Annotated in this window: 12 protein-coding genes; all 12 read right to left on the reverse strand. The window is 41.0% G+C overall.

From position 1 onward, the window contains the following. Positions 1 to 2 precede the first annotated feature (2 nt). The 12 genes from ACO6HM_RS02485 to ACO6HM_RS02540 all read right to left on the reverse strand — a co-directional run bounded on the left by ACO6HM_RS02485 (position 3) and on the right by ACO6HM_RS02540 (position 17,197). Positions 3 to 920: an ABC transporter ATP-binding protein gene (locus tag ACO6HM_RS02485; RefSeq protein ID WP_485389607.1), complete on the reverse strand. Its 918-nt coding sequence runs from the start codon at positions 918 to 920 to the stop codon at positions 3 to 5. Continuing rightward, positions 920 to 3,070, reverse strand: a complete 2,151-nt coding sequence (locus ACO6HM_RS02490; RefSeq protein ID WP_485389608.1) for a hypothetical protein — start codon at positions 3,068 to 3,070, stop codon at positions 920 to 922. Before ACO6HM_RS02490 ends, ACO6HM_RS02485 begins: the two co-directional genes overlap by 1 nt. Before the next feature lie 12 nt (positions 3,071 to 3,082). Then, the gene (locus ACO6HM_RS02495) at positions 3,083 to 4,366 is read right to left on the reverse strand and encodes a sensor histidine kinase (RefSeq protein ID WP_485389609.1); all 1,284 of its coding nucleotides are present in this window, start codon (positions 4,364 to 4,366) and stop codon (positions 3,083 to 3,085) included. Continuing rightward, positions 4,356 to 5,069 carry a response regulator transcription factor gene (locus ACO6HM_RS02500; protein ID WP_485389610.1) on the reverse strand — a complete coding sequence of 238 codons (714 nt, stop codon included), beginning with the start codon at positions 5,067 to 5,069 and terminating at the stop codon, positions 4,356 to 4,358. Before ACO6HM_RS02500 ends, ACO6HM_RS02495 begins: the two co-directional genes overlap by 11 nt. 376 nt (positions 5,070 to 5,445) lie before the next feature. Continuing rightward, positions 5,446 to 5,829: a hypothetical protein gene (locus tag ACO6HM_RS02505; RefSeq protein ID WP_208429331.1), complete on the reverse strand. Its 384-nt coding sequence runs from the start codon at positions 5,827 to 5,829 to the stop codon at positions 5,446 to 5,448. 4 nt (positions 5,830 to 5,833) lie between these two features. After that, on the reverse strand, positions 5,834 to 7,720 hold the full coding sequence (locus ACO6HM_RS02510) for a polysaccharide biosynthesis protein (RefSeq protein WP_485389611.1): 1,887 nt from the start codon (positions 7,718 to 7,720) through the stop codon (positions 5,834 to 5,836). Further along, positions 7,701 to 9,563: an O-antigen ligase family protein gene (locus tag ACO6HM_RS02515; RefSeq protein WP_485389612.1), complete on the reverse strand. Its 1,863-nt coding sequence runs from the start codon at positions 9,561 to 9,563 to the stop codon at positions 7,701 to 7,703. The genes ACO6HM_RS02510 and ACO6HM_RS02515 overlap by 20 nt, the downstream gene beginning before the upstream one ends. Before the next feature lie 39 nt (positions 9,564 to 9,602). Beyond that, complete coding sequence (locus ACO6HM_RS02520) at positions 9,603 to 10,742, reverse strand: DUF4317 domain-containing protein (RefSeq protein WP_485389613.1); 1,140 nt, start codon at positions 10,740 to 10,742, stop codon at positions 9,603 to 9,605. Positions 10,743 to 10,974: 232 nt separating this feature from the next. Beyond that, entirely contained in the window at positions 10,975 to 11,907 is a 933-nt protein-coding gene (cysK, locus tag ACO6HM_RS02525; protein WP_485389614.1) for a cysteine synthase A, read from the reverse strand. 214 nt (positions 11,908 to 12,121) lie between these two features. After that, the gene (locus tag ACO6HM_RS02530; protein ID WP_485389615.1) at positions 12,122 to 13,480 is read right to left on the reverse strand and encodes a TPM domain-containing protein; all 1,359 of its coding nucleotides are present in this window, start codon (positions 13,478 to 13,480) and stop codon (positions 12,122 to 12,124) included. Between the two features lie 13 nt (positions 13,481 to 13,493). Next, positions 13,494 to 14,570, reverse strand: coding sequence for a TFIIB-type zinc ribbon-containing protein (locus ACO6HM_RS02535; RefSeq protein WP_485389616.1), 1,077 nt, complete (start codon positions 14,568 to 14,570; stop codon positions 13,494 to 13,496). Between the two features lie 14 nt (positions 14,571 to 14,584). Next, positions 14,585 to 17,197: an NYN domain-containing protein gene (locus tag ACO6HM_RS02540; protein ID WP_485389617.1), complete on the reverse strand. Its 2,613-nt coding sequence runs from the start codon at positions 17,195 to 17,197 to the stop codon at positions 14,585 to 14,587. Positions 17,198 to 17,423: the final 226 nt, after the last annotated feature.

Below are 17,423 nucleotides of genomic sequence, written 5' to 3' on the forward strand. Positions count from 1 at the left end.
AGCTACTCCATTATCTTGATAAATACAGATTCAAGGTCGTGTCCTCTCCTACAAAAAGAAGTTATCATAACACCAGCTTCCACAAGTCTCTTAAGAAGATATCCCTCATCCTCATCAGAACCGCCATAGCTTATGTAAAACTCATTATCTTCTGTTATTGTGAGGTTAAGCACTGCTTCATCTTCTTTAAGAACTTCAGCTGCAATGTCAGCATTTTTTATAACCTTCATTATGATTGGATTTTCTATGTGCATTTTTGTTTCAATGCTTTCTATGCTTCCACTCATAACAATTTTGCCTTCTTCTATAACTGCAAGTCCGGTAACAAGCTCCGATATTTCGTGTAAAATATGAGAGCTTATGATGATGGTCTTACCTTCTTCATTGAGCCTTCTTAGTATGTCCCTTGTCTCTATTCTTCCCTTTGGATCCATGCCCGATGTAGGCTCATCAAGAACTAAAATGTCAGGATTGTGAACCAGGGCACGGGCAAGCCCCAGTCTCTGCTTCTGCCCCCTTGATAAGTCGTCGACAAAGAAGTCAGGCTTATCTCCCAGCCCAAGCTCATCCAAAAGCCTAAGGCATCTTTTCTCTACTTCTCTCCCGGTCAAGTCATAGGCTGCCGCAAAAAACTCCATATATTCTGTGACTCTTAGGTTATCGTACACGCCAAAGTAATCAGGTACATAGCCTATTTTGCTTTTAATTTGCCTGATATTCTTTACACTATCCAGTCCGTTTATTGTTACCTTCCCGGAATCAGCAGGGATAAGACCTGATATTATCCTCATAGTAGTAGTTTTGCCTGCGCCGTTTGCCCCTACGAAGCCGTATATCTCACTATCTCCGATTCTCAGTGAAATCCCATCCAGTGCCTTGGTCTTCCCAAAGCTTTTGACTAAATTATCTATCTCTATCATTATTCATACTCCATTGATATCTTTGGTATATTCGGTATGGTAAATGAAGATATTTCATCATAGGCAGTTTGGTCTATCTCATAACGCAGAGTCAGCTTGCCATCCTTTACATAGGCATCACCCATATAACATTCCTGATCATTACCTTTGTTAAAGCCTGATTTCCCACCGGTATTTACATATTCCTTAATTCTGTTTATATAATCCTCATCAGGCTCAAAAACCACATCATATCTGTCTGTCAGCTTGTTGAGGGCATATACCCTGCAAGGGTTTACCTCTTCCTTGTATCTGGCAAATAGCCTGAGGTCCCTCACCTTTTTTTTGATATCCACGTCATAGGTAATATCAACAGAGTTTCTATTTACCAGTGCATCATTTGAAAAACTGTAGCTCTTATCGTACATGTACATAGGGAGTTTACCTATAGAATTCACGAAGTTATCATACTCTACACCGGTGTCTACTGTTTTTTCTGCCGGAAGCACTACCAATGTGTAGCCTTTAGCAGTGTTCACATCAGAAGAGAACTCCCCGCTAAGACGGTTATTTGCAAGAGCAACAAAGGCAGGCTTCTCATGTCCAAGTATGGAGACTTTATCAAGTACAGAAGTCATGAGTGCTTGAATCTTAGGGTTTTCTCCCTCATAAGCAAAGTCAAATATCCTGTTTAGATATACCGAGTCCTGAAGACCTCCAGTCAGATCATTAAGGTAAACACTTTCTTTTTCTGCTGAAAATCTCTTGGTCTCATTCTTTGGCACATCACCCAAATATATGATTTCGTCATCATATACAGCAAATACCTTACTTAAGTCAGTGCCAAGAGTATTGGTAAATTCTCCCTTTAATACAGTGTTGTCCCTATAGAACTTCCCTGCACTTTTTGCAACTATGTTAGGTGTTCCCCTCGCCCTTAAATACAAGGTGTCAAAGGCAGCGGACTCTAGTACATTAATATCAGTTCCATCATGCTTATTTTCTATGTTATAGACTGTTCTGCTTACTGTTTTTTCTGCTGGCTCAGTAAAGCTTCCATACAGGCTGCCCACCTTATATTCATTGTTAACCTCAAGCGTATATGGCGTATTGGATGAGTTTGTTACTGCGAACGAAACATTTTCATTATCTTTGCCTTCTCTTAGGTCAAGTACAGATACATAGTTCATGTAGATACCATCTATACGACTGTCTGTACTCACCATATAGATGATAACAGTAAAAATAACTGCCCATACCGGTACAAATATCCAGTATTGTACTCTCTTTTTTCTACGTGCCAATATTAGATATGTCACAGGGCTAACCACTATTATATATATGACTATAATTGCTATATACTTGCCTGACTTTATATTCAGGTTGTCAAGAACAGGCACAAGAACTCTCTCAGCTCTCCATACCCAGTCATTTTGATTTTCCCTTGCCAAATACAGCCTTTTAATATTAAACTCAGACATCTCACTCTCGGTTATACTCACACCGCCCTGTCTGTCTCTTTCTTTTAGAATATCCACCGTATCCGTCTTAAAGACATGTTCATAATCATCCGGCCTTATCACAAGGTCAAAGGAACTAAGTGCCCGGTAATCTCCTGTAACATCATCTTCTTTAAGATATATTCTTTTAACTCTAAAATTCTCGCTGCCGGGTAGGACTGCGTCAGCATCCATTGAAAGAAAGCTCGCAACAACTATCTCCGACGCCCCATCAGCATCTTTCGCATCAATATCATCTTCGTAACTCTCAAGTTCTTTTCCGGTGCTATCCATAAATGATACTCTAAAGCTCGGGTCAGAGTTGTTGATAAAAGGATAGAAATAAACCTCCGCATTCTCTCCTTTTTTTATGCTAATCTCCTCACTATAAGAAGATGGATTGTCCCCAATAGCATAATATTTTAGATATACACTTCCATTAAAGTCTTCTTTGGCTTTTTTTATACTTACTTTAACTCTTACCGTAGAGGATACGCGGATATAGCCGGCTACACCGTACTCTATGTCAATGTCTCCAATTGAAGAGACTCCTCTTGTCTCTGCACTCTTTTCTACAGATAACCCTCTTACCTTACCCTCTGCCTTTGCTGATGTCATTAAAATAATTGAAAGAAATAATACGGATAAGACATAAAACAATCTTTTTTTCACGCCGTTATTCTCCTATTTTGCAGGCAATACTATTTCAAATACAGTTCCGGAGAGGTCACTTTTTACATTGACACGGCCTCCGTGAAGCTTAACTATATTCTGCGTGATAGCAAGCCCTAGCCCTGCCCCTCCGGTTTGCAGGGACCTCGAATCCTCAACCCTATAAAATTTATCAAAAATATGGTCTATGTCCTTTTCAGGAATCAGCCTTCCATAGTTGATTATTCTAATGTGTAAATCGCTGTTTTCATTTTCTCTGTACAAGTCAATGATAATCTTCTTGCCGTCTTTACCGTATTTTATGCCGTTGGTAAGCAGGTTCGCTATTGCCCTTGCCATAAGCTCTCCATCTGCTTCTATCTTAATGACCTCAGCAGAGGTCTTAAATTCAAGAGCAAGTCCCGCTTCCTGAAGACTCGGATAACATTCATCGGCAAGCTGTTCCATTAGCTTTACCACATCTATTTCAGTAAGATGAAGCCTAAGCTCTGTTGAATCTGTCTTTGTAAATGAAAATAGCTCTTCTATCAGCCCCTGAAGCCTGATAGCCTTCTCATAAGCAATTTTGACATATTCTTCATTCTTTATCTGAAGCTCCTCATTACTCCTGCTTGCGTGAGCCTTTGCCATAACCAGCTGGAGATAGCCAATTACAGAGGTCAGTGGAGTACGCAGGTCATGAGCTATACAGGTAATAAACTCCTTTCTGCTCTTCTCCTCGTCCCTCTCCTTTGCAAGAATACGGTTTATCTCTCCTGTTGTTCTATTAAGGTTACGTGCCATATTGGATAGCTCATCTTCATTTCTTACCTCGAATTCAATGTCGAAGTTTCCCTCCGAAAATTCTTCTATCCCCCTGTCTATCTGTTCAAAATAGTCTACTATCTTCTTTGTAAAAAAGACAAAATACACAGAAAAAAAGAAGATGAAACAGACTATCATTTCAATGACAATAAAGCCCGCAAATCTACGGCTTTCAGAGAGTTTAATCCTTACATCCTCCTGGTAACGACTGAGAATATTATCGTCAGTACGGCCGTTTATAGTCTTGATATTTTCATTTACTCTTATATCCTCCTCTGCATTATCCATTTGCGAGGCATCACCCTGTACGGATGCAGTTGTACCCGCACTTTGTACCGGGCTGTTTAGGTTTTGTGAATCTCTCTTTATAAAATCTCTCAGCATAAATAATCCAAAAGTAATAAGCAGGGTCGTTATCAAAGAGAGTATCAGACTTATTATTACATAGGTTACTATTTCTATTCTGACACTGCGAAACAATTTATTTTTCAATCTTGTATCCTACTCCCCATACTGTCTTGATTATTTTAGCATTTCTTGCGTCCATCTCTATCTTTTCTCTTAGTCTTCTGATGTGAACCATAACTGTGTTGTTGCCTTCAAATGCCTTCTCATTCCATACCCTTGTGAATATATCATCAGTAGAGAATACCCTTCCCGGATTACTTGCAAGAAGGCAGAGTATGTCGTACTCAATAGGCGTAAGCTTTGCCTCTTTATCGTATGTCCTTACTTCTCTTGTGCTTTTATTGATATAAAGCGGTCCAACTTCGATGATTTCATCATCTGCGGCACCTCCACCCTTTTTCTCTGCGTTAAACTCTGTAAATCTTCTAAGGTTTGCCTTAACTCTGGCAGTGAGTTCAAGCGGATTAAACGGTTTGGTCACATAGTCATCTGCACCATTGCCGAGTCCCACTATCTTGTCTAGGTCTGTAGACTTGGCTGAGAGCATAATGATAGGGATATTGTTGGTTTCACGAATCTTCTTGACCATAGAAAGACCGTCCATACCGGGCATCATGATGTCTAATATGGCAAGTGAAATATCTTCGTCCGCCTTAAGCATAGCAAGTCCTGTAACAGCATCATTTGCCTTTCTAACTATATAGCCTTCACTTACAAGGTGAATCTCCACCAAATCAGCTATTTCTTTATCATCATCTACTACCAGAATCTTTGCTTTAGTATCCATATATCTACTCCTGTGTTTGTTATATTCATTGATTATCCGGATTAGTTTTAAACATGAAAAAATTCCGACCTATACTAGAGTATATCATCTTTCTATCATATATGTATTAAATAATTCTTACAATTTCTTTGACCTTAATATTTTAAGCCAAAAAAAAATAAGGACAGCTAACGCTATCCTTATAAAAAAGAGAGGAGTGGTTGGTAAACAGGGAGTCACCAACCTGCAAATGAAAAAAGTAAATCTATACAAATTGGGGAATCTAGCAAATTTATATTCAGCTTGGAACTTATCTGCTGTTCCTTAACTGATGTCTAGAGTATACCGTACAAATATGAAGTCCGTTTGTAATTAATTTTAACAAATTGTGAACATTCTATACCATTCCAATGAACAAGCCATAAGCATAGAGTCCAAGATAGATTAAAAGTGCAAGGAAGTTGATTCCTACAGCTATTTTAGGTATGGTTTCTGCTATATATTCATCATTCATAGTTTTTAGTGAGATAATAAAGCAGGTAAGCGAAATCACAAATCCAATCACGCCTATGGTTCCCACATAGATATCAGCTGCTCCTCTGGCAAGAGTTGATATGACAACCGCTGCAATCAGCATAATCAGACAGATTATCCCTAGCACAAGACAGATAACTCCGTCTGTAGAGACGATTTTAGAGGAAAAACTAAGCCCTCCTTTTCCACCATGGTCTGATTTAGCCTTTGCTCTCCATCTTCTTTTCTTAAATAATTTCTTTGGCATCTTTTCATCCTTTATATGTAGGTACAATTTTCCTTATTTCTTCTCTTATTCTTTCGCCTGAAGGCTCACTAAAGGCAAGCTTTATAATCTCTTCAAGCTCTGCCTTAAACTTCTCTTCATCCATATCGATTGCCCGCCCTATGTGAATGAGCTTGTTATCTGTATCCCTAAGCCCCTCTTCCTCCATAAGAAGTTCCTCGTATAGCTTCTCTCCAGGTCTTAGTCCCGTGAATTCTATCTTAATATCCTTATCAGGCACAAAGCCTGAGAGCCTGATTATGTTCTTTGCAAGGTCAAGAATCTTCACAGGCTCGCCCATTTCAAGGATAAATATCTCTCCACCCCTAGCATAGGCTCCTGCCTGAAGTACAAGAGAAACTGCTTCAGGTATAGTCATAAAGTATCTTATAATGTCAGGGTGGGTAACTGTAACGGGTCCTCCTGCTTCAATCTGCTTCTTAAAGAGAGGAATCACGCTTCCATTGCTTCCAAGCACATTACCAAACCTTACTGCCACAAACTCTGTATTTGAATGGTGGCCAAATGTCTGTATTATCATTTCACAGATTCTCTTGCTTGCACCCATTACGTTGGTTGGATTTACCGCCTTGTCAGTAGATATGAGCACAAATCTGTCCACACCGTACTTATCGGCAGTTTTAACAGTATTGTATGTGCCTAAAACATTGTTTTTGATAGCCTCATTCGGGCTATTTTCCATAAGTGGCACATGCTTATGTGCAGCCGCATGGTAGACAAGATTTGGCCTGTATTTTGCAAAAATGGAATCAAGCCTGTCCAAGTTACGCACAGAGGCTATGAGCACAACAAGGTCAAGCTCAGGAAAGTTATGTCTAAGCTCCAGCTCTATGTCGTAGGCATTATTCTCATATATATCTACTATAATGAGCTGTTTTGGCTTATGTCCTGCTATCTGCCTGCAAAGCTCGCTTCCTATGGAGCCACCTCCCCCTGTCACAAGCACCGTCTTGCCACTCACATAGCCCATAACCAGGTCAAGCTCAACACTTACAGGTTCTCTTCCAAGCAAATCCTCTACGCTCACATCTCTAAGCAGAGTCGCTGATACGTGGCCCTCCATAATCTCAGTTACGCTTGGAGTGATTTTTAGCTTACAGCCCGTGTCGGTACAAAGACCTATAAGCTCGCTAAGTTCCTTTCTGCTTGCAGAAGGTATGGCTATGATTATCTCATTTATATTGTACTTTTTGACATTTTCAGGGATAGAGTATCTGTCTCCGACCACCTTTATTCCGTTTATATAGCTTCCCACCTTGTTCTTATCATCATCTATGATACAGCAAAGCTCCTTCATCACACTGGCACTTGAGAGGACATCTCTTATAACCATATGGCCCGTCTCTCCTGCACCAACAAGCATTACCCTCGAGGTCTGCACATTTCCCGTAGCGGCCCTGCTGGTTATCTGCATCCTCACCGTTCTGTAGAGAAAACGAATTCCCGCAGTCAGAAGTAAAAGTATAAAAAAGTATAGGAAATGGTAGCTTCTTGGGAGAAAGAAGGCCTCATCCTTTTTTCCTTTTATCAAAGCTATAACCACTTCTGCTGCAGTTGCCACAAAAACTGCAATAATGATTCTTAGCATCTCTACAACGCCCGCATAAGCCCAAAGGCTTGTGTAAAGGTGATTCAGAGTGAAAATGAGAACTGTCGCAATCATATTTAAAAAGAGTACGCTCTGCATATTTTCGATAAAATATACCGGTATCTTGCTAAAACTAAGGTCAAATCTTAAAAGCAAAGCAAGGACTCCCGCAACCCATACGACCACAAGGTCGTATAGGATGATTAGAGTCCTCTTTATAAACTGCTGGTTTTTAGCGTAAAAGTTAACTATTTTTTCCCTCATTGGTTTCACTTCCCACATTATCCTTTTTAGCAATATAAGCATTGATTCCATAGCCAACACCGAGGAACACCCAGTAAAGAGGTGCAAGGGCAACACAGGAGTCATTGAAGATTCCCGCAAAGAGATAGCCTATAATGCCCAGTGATATAGCGACTCCAAAAGTCTCTGTCTCACCGTTTAAGTCTCTTTTCCAGTAAATCTTAAAGGTCTGTACTATATACATAATAGCAATGGCAAGGAAGCAAAGCAGTGCCAGGCCTCCGCTTTGAACTCCAACCTGAAGGAAAAGGTCATGAGGCTTCGTGATAATCATACTGCCAAAGCCGCCATTAAGCCTTCCTATGTAATCATTCTGAGGAAAGGCTATGGTAAATGTGTCCGCACCGCTTCCCAGCAAGAGATGATTGAAAAATACAGGAAAGGTTCTTGACCATATGTATCCACGCCCTGAGGCAAAAGAATCGTGATCCTTGATTATGGCCGCAGGAGCATTGTAGATATCATCGAGCTTGCCACCGCCGGTATATATCTTGTATCCGTTTCCGGTATTCATAAATGCAAATGAACCCTTTGGAGTATTGCAGTTAATGAGATATCCCTTTACATCATCACTTGCAGGCTTCATATACTGGAAGCTAAGGTCTTTGAGCTTATCATCCTTTAAGTACACTAGCGAACCGTCATCGCTAGTCTGGTAGTCTATCTTGCTTCCGTCTGCCTTTGAGAAGTATACAGTTGCCTGTTCTCCGGAGGCGTCATAGCCTATGTAAAATGTGACACCATTGTAGGTGATTTCCGCATGGTCATTTTTAAGCTCTACCTTTTCAAGCAGATAATCGTTTTTCTGCATTGCTAAAGAATTTTTAAGGTAGGTAAGAAGGTTCAAGCCTATGTAGTTAAAGTATATTGCCGCAGAGGCAATGATGACAACGGCAAAACCAGCCATAATAGGCCATCCCTTCTTAAGTTTTTGCCTGAAGAGAATAACAGCAAATACAGCAGATACCGCAAATGCACCAAGGAAGGTCTTAGAACCTGAACCCATAGCGCAAAGGAAGTTGATTATGGTAATGATTCCCCAGAAAGCCTTCTTCCATATTTTCTTTGAAAATACAGCAAGCACAAGGAATATAGGGAATACTAAAGCTGCATAAGAGCCTACGTAGTTAGGGTTGTAAAGCGTAAGGTAAACCTGGTGGTTACCTGAGCCTGAGAATGTAAAGCTAAGGTTCTCTCTGATTTGCTCTGCTCCTTCAAAGCTGCTTGGAATAATAAGGTAGCGTCCTAGCTTGCTTCCCCAGAAATCCTCACCGATAAGCTGGGTAATACCTATATAAGAATGTATTACTGCCAGTACCGCAAGTGCTCCCCTTACAAACTTAACACCATAGCTGTCACTGGCATATACATAAGCATATATCAGTACAACACAGTAGGCAAGGATAACCCAAAGCGTCTCGTGCTGTTCATACATTCCGTGAAATCCAAAGCTTCTGTACTTTGATACAAGCGTTGAAATGGTTGTAAGTGCAGCATATCCAAATACCGCATACATCCACACAGGCAGCTTTATCTTCTTGCCGTCTAAAAACAGCTTGGCACCAAGGGCAAACAGCATAAGTACTGCAACTATGGTAAGTGCCTGCCCCTTCACTATAAGGAAGACATCAAGACTTTCATCTCCACCTCCAAACCATGGAAACTGTGTGAGGTTGGTAGAATGCTCAGCAGCCCTTACTATAAGGGGGATAAAGGCTATCACTATCCCCAACAGAAAAAGGCTGATTTTCTTTCCCATTCCGGCTTCTTCCTTCTTGTTCTTATAACCGTATCTGTAATCCACTTTTCTCCTCCAAAGATATATATTCCCTTTATGGGTTGTTTACTCTATTTCATTGTCTACGTGCTTTACCGTGATTCCATTTACTTCTACTCCTTCACCTACAGGAATCACAATCGACAGAACTCCGTCAACCACCTTGTGCTTCACAAGGGAGGCACTCTCAGGCTTTACCTTTATCTCGATGTCAGGAGCTTTTATACTAAGCTGTTTAACCACCGGGAGGTTGTTGGCTATTATGGTAGCCTTCTCTCCTGCCACCTCATTGAAGGTGTCTTCAAAATGCTCAAGCTTCTCCCTCTCAACACCGCTCTTACCTAGAAGCTCCTTTACCTCATAAGAGGTTAGCTCAACAGGAGCAGGTATTTCCTTGTTTAGCTCTATTACTTCCGCTATATTTTCCTGCACTCTCTGTACTATCTCAAGACTTACCTCATCCTTAAGAGTCTCTGTTATAAGAGAGTTAAAGGTCTCGGTCTGTGCCACCGGTGAAGGCGGTGATACTGTCCCAAACACTGCCTCCACGAAGTCAGGGTATAGCTCCTCTGCCTTCTTTGTATAGTAGAGGAGACTGTGAATATCAGGTCCTCTGTCATTAAAAGCAGGGAATAAAAAGGCTTTGTCAGGTGCCTCTACCACCCAGTCTCTCACTCTTTCGCCTATGCGGTTTGCATCTGAGTCATAGCCCAAAGCTGCCTTTGATAGCTTAACCGGGCAGATAGCACAGAGTATATACTCGTAAATGACATCCGAGGCATCTTCTAAGGTCTCACCGTCTTTTCCTTTTCCTGGTACATCATAGTTGCCGTGGATTGTAACTATGTAGTATTTATCACTGCTAGGATAGTTAGCTATAATAAGGTCAAAGAACTTCTCAAGCTTCTCCTCATCTTTTAGTCCGCTGTCACGAAGCTCTAAAAGGAACTTCTGCTGCCCTTCACCAAACTCTGCCTCAAGCGGAAACTCCATATTTATAAGGTTCTTACCAAGAGTTCCTCCCAGGCACTTATGGAAGATACTTAAGTGCGAAAGCAACTCCTCCTCTGAGAGACTGCTAAGAGCCTCTTTTAGCACAAAGGTTTTTTCCTTCTCTATGCTGACATAGCAGGCTGCCAGGCTATCGATGCGGTATCCATCTTTGCCAAAGAGCTTACGTATCTCAGATACTTCTGTTTTATTCATATTCTCACCTTTTTACGGCTATTATACTTACGATAAAGTAAATGAGCCTTTTTTCACATCTTCTTATTATAGCAAATAATTACGCAGAAATAAAGAGCTTCATTAGATACATTTTCAATCCGCTGCTAGCGCAGAAAGAATAGTAAATAATAAAGCTCTTAGTTTTTCCATATTTAAGGCAGATTGTTAAATAATTCCTATGTCAAAGACATTTGACACTTGTATCATCATATTATGCTTCTGAGAAAAGGGCAGTTGAGAGGTATCTGTCTCCTGTGTCAGGTAATACAGCGACTATAACCTTTCCCTTATTTTCAGGTCTTTCAGCTAGCTTTCTTGCTGCAATCACAGCAGCACCTGAGGATATACCCACAAGAACTCCCTCAGTTTTTGCAATTTCTCTTCCTGTATCGAGGGCTTCCTCGTTCTCTACCTGAATAATCTCATCATAAATACCGGTATTAAGTGTCTTAGGCACAAACCCTGCACCTATACCCTGTATCTTATGTGGTCCCGGAGCACCGCCTGAAAGTACCGCTGATCCTGTAGGCTCAACTGCAACAACCTTGACATTAGGATTCTTTGACTTAAGATACTCTCCTGCTCCTGTAATGGTACCGCCTGTACCTATACCAGCCACCAGGATGTCCACCTTACCATCTGTATCCTCCCAGATCTCAGGGCCTGTAGTCCTTTTATGTACCTCAGGGTTGGCAGGGTTGTCAAACTGCGCAGGAATGAAGCTGTCCTTTGTCTCCTTTGCGAGCTCTTCAGCCTTGGCTATGGCGCCCTTCATGCCTAGCGCTCCCTCTGTGAGTACAAGCTCAGCACCATAAGCCTTAATTATATTTCTACGCTCCACACTCATTGTATCAGGCATAACGATGATAAGTCTGTAACCCTTAGATGCTGCTACTGATGCAAGTCCTATACCTGTGTTTCCGCTTGTTGGCTCTATGATAACGGAGCCAGGCTTAAGCTTTCCTTCCTTCTCTGCTGTCTCGACCATGCTAAGAGCGATTCTGTCCTTTACTGAACCTGCCGGATTGAAGTATTCAAGCTTAGCAAGTATGGTTGCATTAAGCTTATGCTTAGCTTCGTAATTGGTAAGCTCTAAGAGCGGTGTCTTTCCAATAAGATCTGTGACTTTCTTGTATGTTGCCATGTTTTTTTCCTCCCAAATTCATAATCTTATATTATATTGTTTAATTCCTACATCACCTAGTTATTTTATAGGTTTAATCTCTGATAACTATAATACTCTATTTATTTTACAATGTCAACTGCGTTTTTTATCAGTACCTTATTTTAGTTATTATCATCAGTCTATCGAGGTTAGGCTGTCTGTATTTTGTTAAATAACACAATATCAGAATGTATTAGAACTTTCCATGGCTTCCTCCGTGAGTGCTTCCCGAGCTGCTTCTATGTGTGCTGCTGCCTCCCCTTGATGAACCTGATGAGCTTGACCTGCTTCTCCTTGTCTTAGACAGAGTCTTATACAGGAAGAGATCCTCTGCGTCAGTTAGACAAAAACTGTCCTGCCTAGCATAGTTATTTGCCTGCAGTTCAGGCTTTACTGTCTTTAGCTGTCTGGTAAGGATAATACATATAATAAGTGAGAAAAAGAGGGCAGGCAGGGCTGAATCCTTTACAACGTCTAAAAGTTTTTCTTTCTTTGGTACAAGCCCCTCATCATAGGTCAAACCACTGTCATAATTGGCAAGCATTTTGTCGCATAAATTAATATAACGTATAAAACCGCTGTAAATATCTCCTTCTTTGATGACTGGTAAAAAGTCATTTTTCATATACTCTTTTGCCTCATCAGGAAGTGCATTTACTGCCCTGCCATTTGTGTATATAGCCCAGGTATTAGTGCCAAAGTCCATTACAAGCAGTACCCCATCTCTAGCTGCTCCAAGGCCAAAGTTATTGTCCTTATAGTACTTTTCTGCGTAGGAGAGTATGTTATTTTCATTAACCTCGTTCTTTAGCGTCAGTATGGATATATCTGCATTTCTGGCAGAGCTTGCCACATCAAGCTTTGAATTTATACTATTCTTATTCTCAGGCGACAGCACTTTCGCATTATCCACCATCCTGGCAGCTTTTCTCCTCTGACTGTAGTCTTCAGTTGGAGTTTCGCTTTTTTCCTTAGGCATATTGCCCACATCATAGGCTGCACCTGTTCTATATTGCTCAATGAACTTCTTACAAAGGTTGGCATAAGTCTTAAACCCTTCATACGCCTCACCATCTGAGAGATACTTGACAAACTTATCCGATATGTACTTCTGTCCTGCATCGGTAAATATATATATACCCTTGCCCTTTGTAGATATAGCCCAGTCTCTTGTACCATAGTCAACTACAAGGATAATGCCGTCTCCCTTATAGCCAAAGCCATAATTATTATAATCATAGTAATCGTCTGCAAAGGCTGTAACATCTTTTCCTGCCTCATTTTCCACCGTGAGAACGACTACATCCACCTTCTCTTCTTCGCTTATTTTATTTAGCTTTTTAAGGAGCTTTTTCTCTTCCTCATCTGTTAGTACATCTGCCTTATCAACAAGTCTCGGATATTTAGCATTGTACTTCGTGTCCGCAAGAATCTTGATACCGGACATTTTAGAAAGGCCTGTCAAAGAGAATATAAAAGCAAAGAGAAAGAGAAGAAGGTAAAGCCTGCCACGCACTAAGCCACGTGCTTTTTTATCATAAATATTTCCCAACTCTTTTTTCCTCCTACAAGCGTGTTACAAAATGTGCTATGGTAAATATAAGCGTAAGTAAGGCAGTTGCACCTACAAATATCTTTGCCCTAAGTACCTTGTCAAGAGGAAGGTCGCCTACAAACTTGCCTGTCTGACCATTCATTGCAAAGATATACGGCTTATCCTTCCATCTGGTTGTAAATACCCACACCGGATAGAGGGCATACCTTGTTAATGTGTTGTCTATATTTACAGAGCTTTGCTCAGTCGTCACATAGCTATAGCCGGTGACTGTATTTCTAAATGCCTGCTCTACTGAATTTCTGATTCTATCATTTACGACAGTCTTTTGCATATCTGAGCTTACATCATATTTATCTGCCAGAAATCCCGCAAGGTATGCTGTCTGAAAGTCAACAGCCTCACGCAAATCAAAGGGCTCAATGGACTGCATAAGTGTATCATCCATCTTCACTGATGCATCTGCAGGAACCGCCCTAAATGCATACTCTCCCGCTCTAGTGACTGCATAATTGCTTGTCTCTGTGTAGGTATAAGTGCTGTCACTCCAGCTCCTTACCTTCTTACACTTGAATCTGAATCTGCTGTTTGTAGCCGCATCATAGAGCCAAAAAGGCACATATAGCCCCTTTATTTCTTCTATATTGTTTTCATCCTTAAATATCTTAGGAAGCAATATCTTCCCTTTAAGAAAATTATAAAACTTATCCTTAGCCTGCTTCTTATCTAGCTTAAATGGTATAACAAGGTCGGGGCGGAGTCCCTTTTCCCACTTTCCCGTCATTACTACAGGATTGCCGCAAAAAGGACAGGAGGTTGCACCAAGGGTATCATCTCCCACAATCTCTCCACCGCAGGAGTTACAGGAATAAACTGAAAGACCGTCTCTTTCTCCATCTTCCCAGCTTCCCTTAGGAGCTGACCAGTTTATGGTCTCTTTCTCATCACCATTTAAGATGTTATCATAATCCTTTAAGGTATCCATATCGAATTCAGTGTCACAGTATGGACACTTCATCTTTTGAGCTGCGGTATCAAACCTTATTGCACCACCACAGTTGGGGCACTTGTATTCCATTAAATCCATAATTTTCTCCCTTGTTACATCTTTTCCAGCTTTTCTGCAATCTGTCCTTCCACATACTTTACTTCAGCTTCAAGCTCTCTGGCTGAAGTCCTTACCGCACCGCTTCCAAATATTATCATCTGAATAAGTGCATCTGAGGTAGCCACCCTTACCATACCTTTGCCTGTAAGCTCTAAGCTCGTTTTAGCTATGTAGCGGTCAGCAGTCTCAGCTTCTTTGGTATATACAATCCAGAGGTCCCCCTGCTTAATGACATTTTCCTTTCCCCCTTTTACCTTATAAGCATCAAATACAAGGATGAGCTTACATCCTTTGTACCCCTGATAATTGGCAAGTTTTTCTATGAGCTTATCCCTTGCACTATCGATATTTATATCTGCAAGCTCTTTTAACTCCTGCCACGCAAATATGATATTGTAGCCATCCACCAATAGGTAATCATCCTTACCTATACTGCTTCTAACCCTCTTTGTATCAGTCTGAACCTCAGGGTATTCATCTGCCCTAGCTCTCCCCTTCCAGCGGTTTCTTGCAGACTCTTCTTCCTTCCTTTTGTTGGAAGATACGGCCGACTTAAGTATACTGTCTATCTCGTCAGTTCCAAGGAAGACCTCTCCTCTTTCACTTCCCACCTGGCTTGGTAGTCTGTTTGCATATCTTAAAAATGCCTCTTCTTCCCTCTCTTCCTCCTTTGTATTTCCAAAATAAGGAAGATGCATATAGTTAATAACTTCATTCCAAGGCACTACAAAGCCTGCTCCATGTGAACAGAACACCGAATCTGCTGTATTTTCAATGTCTGCTTCAGGATAATATCCCATAGCTTCTATGACTTCACAAGCATTGTGGCAGACCTCGTAGTCAGATGGAGTAAGTGAAAGAACTCCCTCTCCCTTTGTATAGGCTCTAAGTTCTAAGGCGTAGTTCTTAACCTCTGATACAGGTACCTTGCCGGTAAGTACAGCCTTCCCAGATATATTCTCAGGCGAAGTAAAACTTCCATTCATCTTGCCTATATCGGTCATCGCCCTGCCTATGGCATCTTCAGGTACTTCAAGCTTAAACTCATACACAGGTTCAAGAAGAACTGAGCTTGCCTGCATCAGTCCCTGCCTCACTGCCCTGTAGGTGGCCTGCCTGAAGTCTCCTCCCTCTGTATGCTTAAGGTGCGCCCTTCCTGCCACAAGAGTAATCTTCATATCTGTAATAGGAGAACCTGTAAGCACTCCCTTGTATTCTTTTTCTTCAAGATGGCTAAGAATCAATCTCTGATAGTTAAGGCTAAGCTCATCTTCGCTTACATCGGAAGCAAAGCTAAGCCCACTTCCTCTTTCAGCAGGCTCAAGTCTAAGTTCCACCTCAGCATAGTGCCTAAGTGGTTCAAAATGTCCTACTCCGTATACTGTCTCAGCTATAGTCTCCTTGTAAAGAGTATGTCCTTCTCCAAAGCCTATATCCACATTGTATCTTTCTTTTATCAGATGCTTAAGAACCTCTGTCTGCACTTCTCCCATAAGAGAGATAGTAATTTCCTTCTTCTCCTCAGAGTACTTTACTGATAGTTCAGGTATCTCTTCTGAGATTTCCCTGATTTTAGGAAGGAAAACATGAGCAGGCTCATCTTCAGGAAGCTCTACCTTGTAGCTCATTACCTGCTTAAGCATGCTTCCTATCTCACTTCCTTTAAGCAATCCAAGGCCTGCTCCTGCCTTCGTTTCTTTAAGCCCTGTGACTACGCAGACCTCTCCTGCTTCTACCCTGTCTCTGTTTTCGTATTTTCCACCTGAATACACCCTTATCCCTGTAACTTTTTCATCCCCTATCATATCCCTGACCTGAAGACTTCCACCCATAAGCTTCATATAGGTGAGGCGGTTGCCTGCTTCATCCCTTGCTATCTTAAAGACCCTGGCTGAGAATTCATTGCCATAAACAGGTGGAACAATAAGAGATGCAAAGCTTTTAAGGAATTCATCAACCCCCTCATTTTTAAGGGCTGAACCAAAGAAGACAGGAAAGAAGTTTCTGTTTTTAATTAGATTTTGGATGTCTGCAAATCCTATATCCCCTGTCTCCATATAAGTTTCAAGCACAGCTTCATCAGTAAGAGAAACCTCTTCTACAAATCTATCGTATTCTTCTTTATCACTATCCGCATCCACATAGTCTATTATATTGGAATCAAGCTTGTCCTTTAGCTCTATTAGTATCTTCTCTTTTGAAGTATCAGGCTGGTCCATTTTATTTACAAAGATAAAAGTGGGGATATCATAGTGCTTAAGTAACTTCCATATGGCAGACACCTGAGACTGAACACCTGCAGATGCACTTATTACAAGCACTGCTACATCAAGTACTGACAGTACTCTCTCCATTTCTACCGAGAAGTCAACGTGTCCCGGTGTATCAAGGAGGGTGAAGTCCTTACCAAAGGCCTGAAACTCAGCCTGCTTGGAGAAAATGGTAATTCCCCTTTCTCTTTCAAGCTCGTAGTTGTCTAGAAATGCATCCTTTTTATCTACCCTTCCGGCCTTTTTAAGCACTCCCGCTGAAAGCAGAAGACTTTCTGAAAGTGTGGTTTTTCCTGCGTCTACCTGTGCCAGTATTCCAAAAACTATATGTCCCATATCTTCCCTCTAAAATCATATTTATTAATAAAAGCCACAGACGAACTTCTGTGGCCTTTAATTTAATAGTTCTCTATAAATATCATAGAGATTTTTATAAGATTTAGCAAGTGAATTTATTACTATATTATCCTGACCATTTACATTTTGGTGGAAATATCACCTCACATTCACAATTCAAAAGCTGTCCTTCTTACATCACTATACAGGAGAAGATGTCTGTGCC

The organism is Catonella sp. (assembly GCF_057250765.1).

Bases quoted from the DNA above. Each gene is read 5' to 3' on its own strand.
- ACO6HM_RS02505 (WP_208429331.1), bottom strand. From the start codon at position 5,829: ATGCCAAAGAAATTATTTAAGAAAAGAAGATGGAGAGCAAAGGCTAAA.
- ACO6HM_RS02540 (WP_485389617.1), bottom strand. From the start codon at position 17,197: ATGGGACATATAGTTTTTGGAATACTGGCACAGGTAGACGCAGGAAAA.
- ACO6HM_RS02485 (WP_485389607.1), bottom strand. From the start codon at position 920: ATGATAGAGATAGATAATTTAGTCAAAAGCTTTGGGAAGACCAAGGCA.
- ACO6HM_RS02500 (WP_485389610.1), bottom strand. From the start codon at position 5,069: ATGGATACTAAAGCAAAGATTCTGGTAGTAGATGATGATAAAGAAATA.
- ACO6HM_RS02510 (WP_485389611.1), bottom strand. From the start codon at position 7,720: ATGAGGGAAAAAATAGTTAACTTTTACGCTAAAAACCAGCAGTTTATA.
- cysK (WP_485389614.1), bottom strand. From the start codon at position 11,907: ATGGCAACATACAAGAAAGTCACAGATCTTATTGGAAAGACACCGCTC.
- ACO6HM_RS02535 (WP_485389616.1), bottom strand. From the start codon at position 14,570: ATGGATTTAATGGAATACAAGTGCCCCAACTGTGGTGGTGCAATAAGG.
- ACO6HM_RS02520 (WP_485389613.1), bottom strand. From the start codon at position 10,742: ATGAATAAAACAGAAGTATCTGAGATACGTAAGCTCTTTGGCAAAGAT.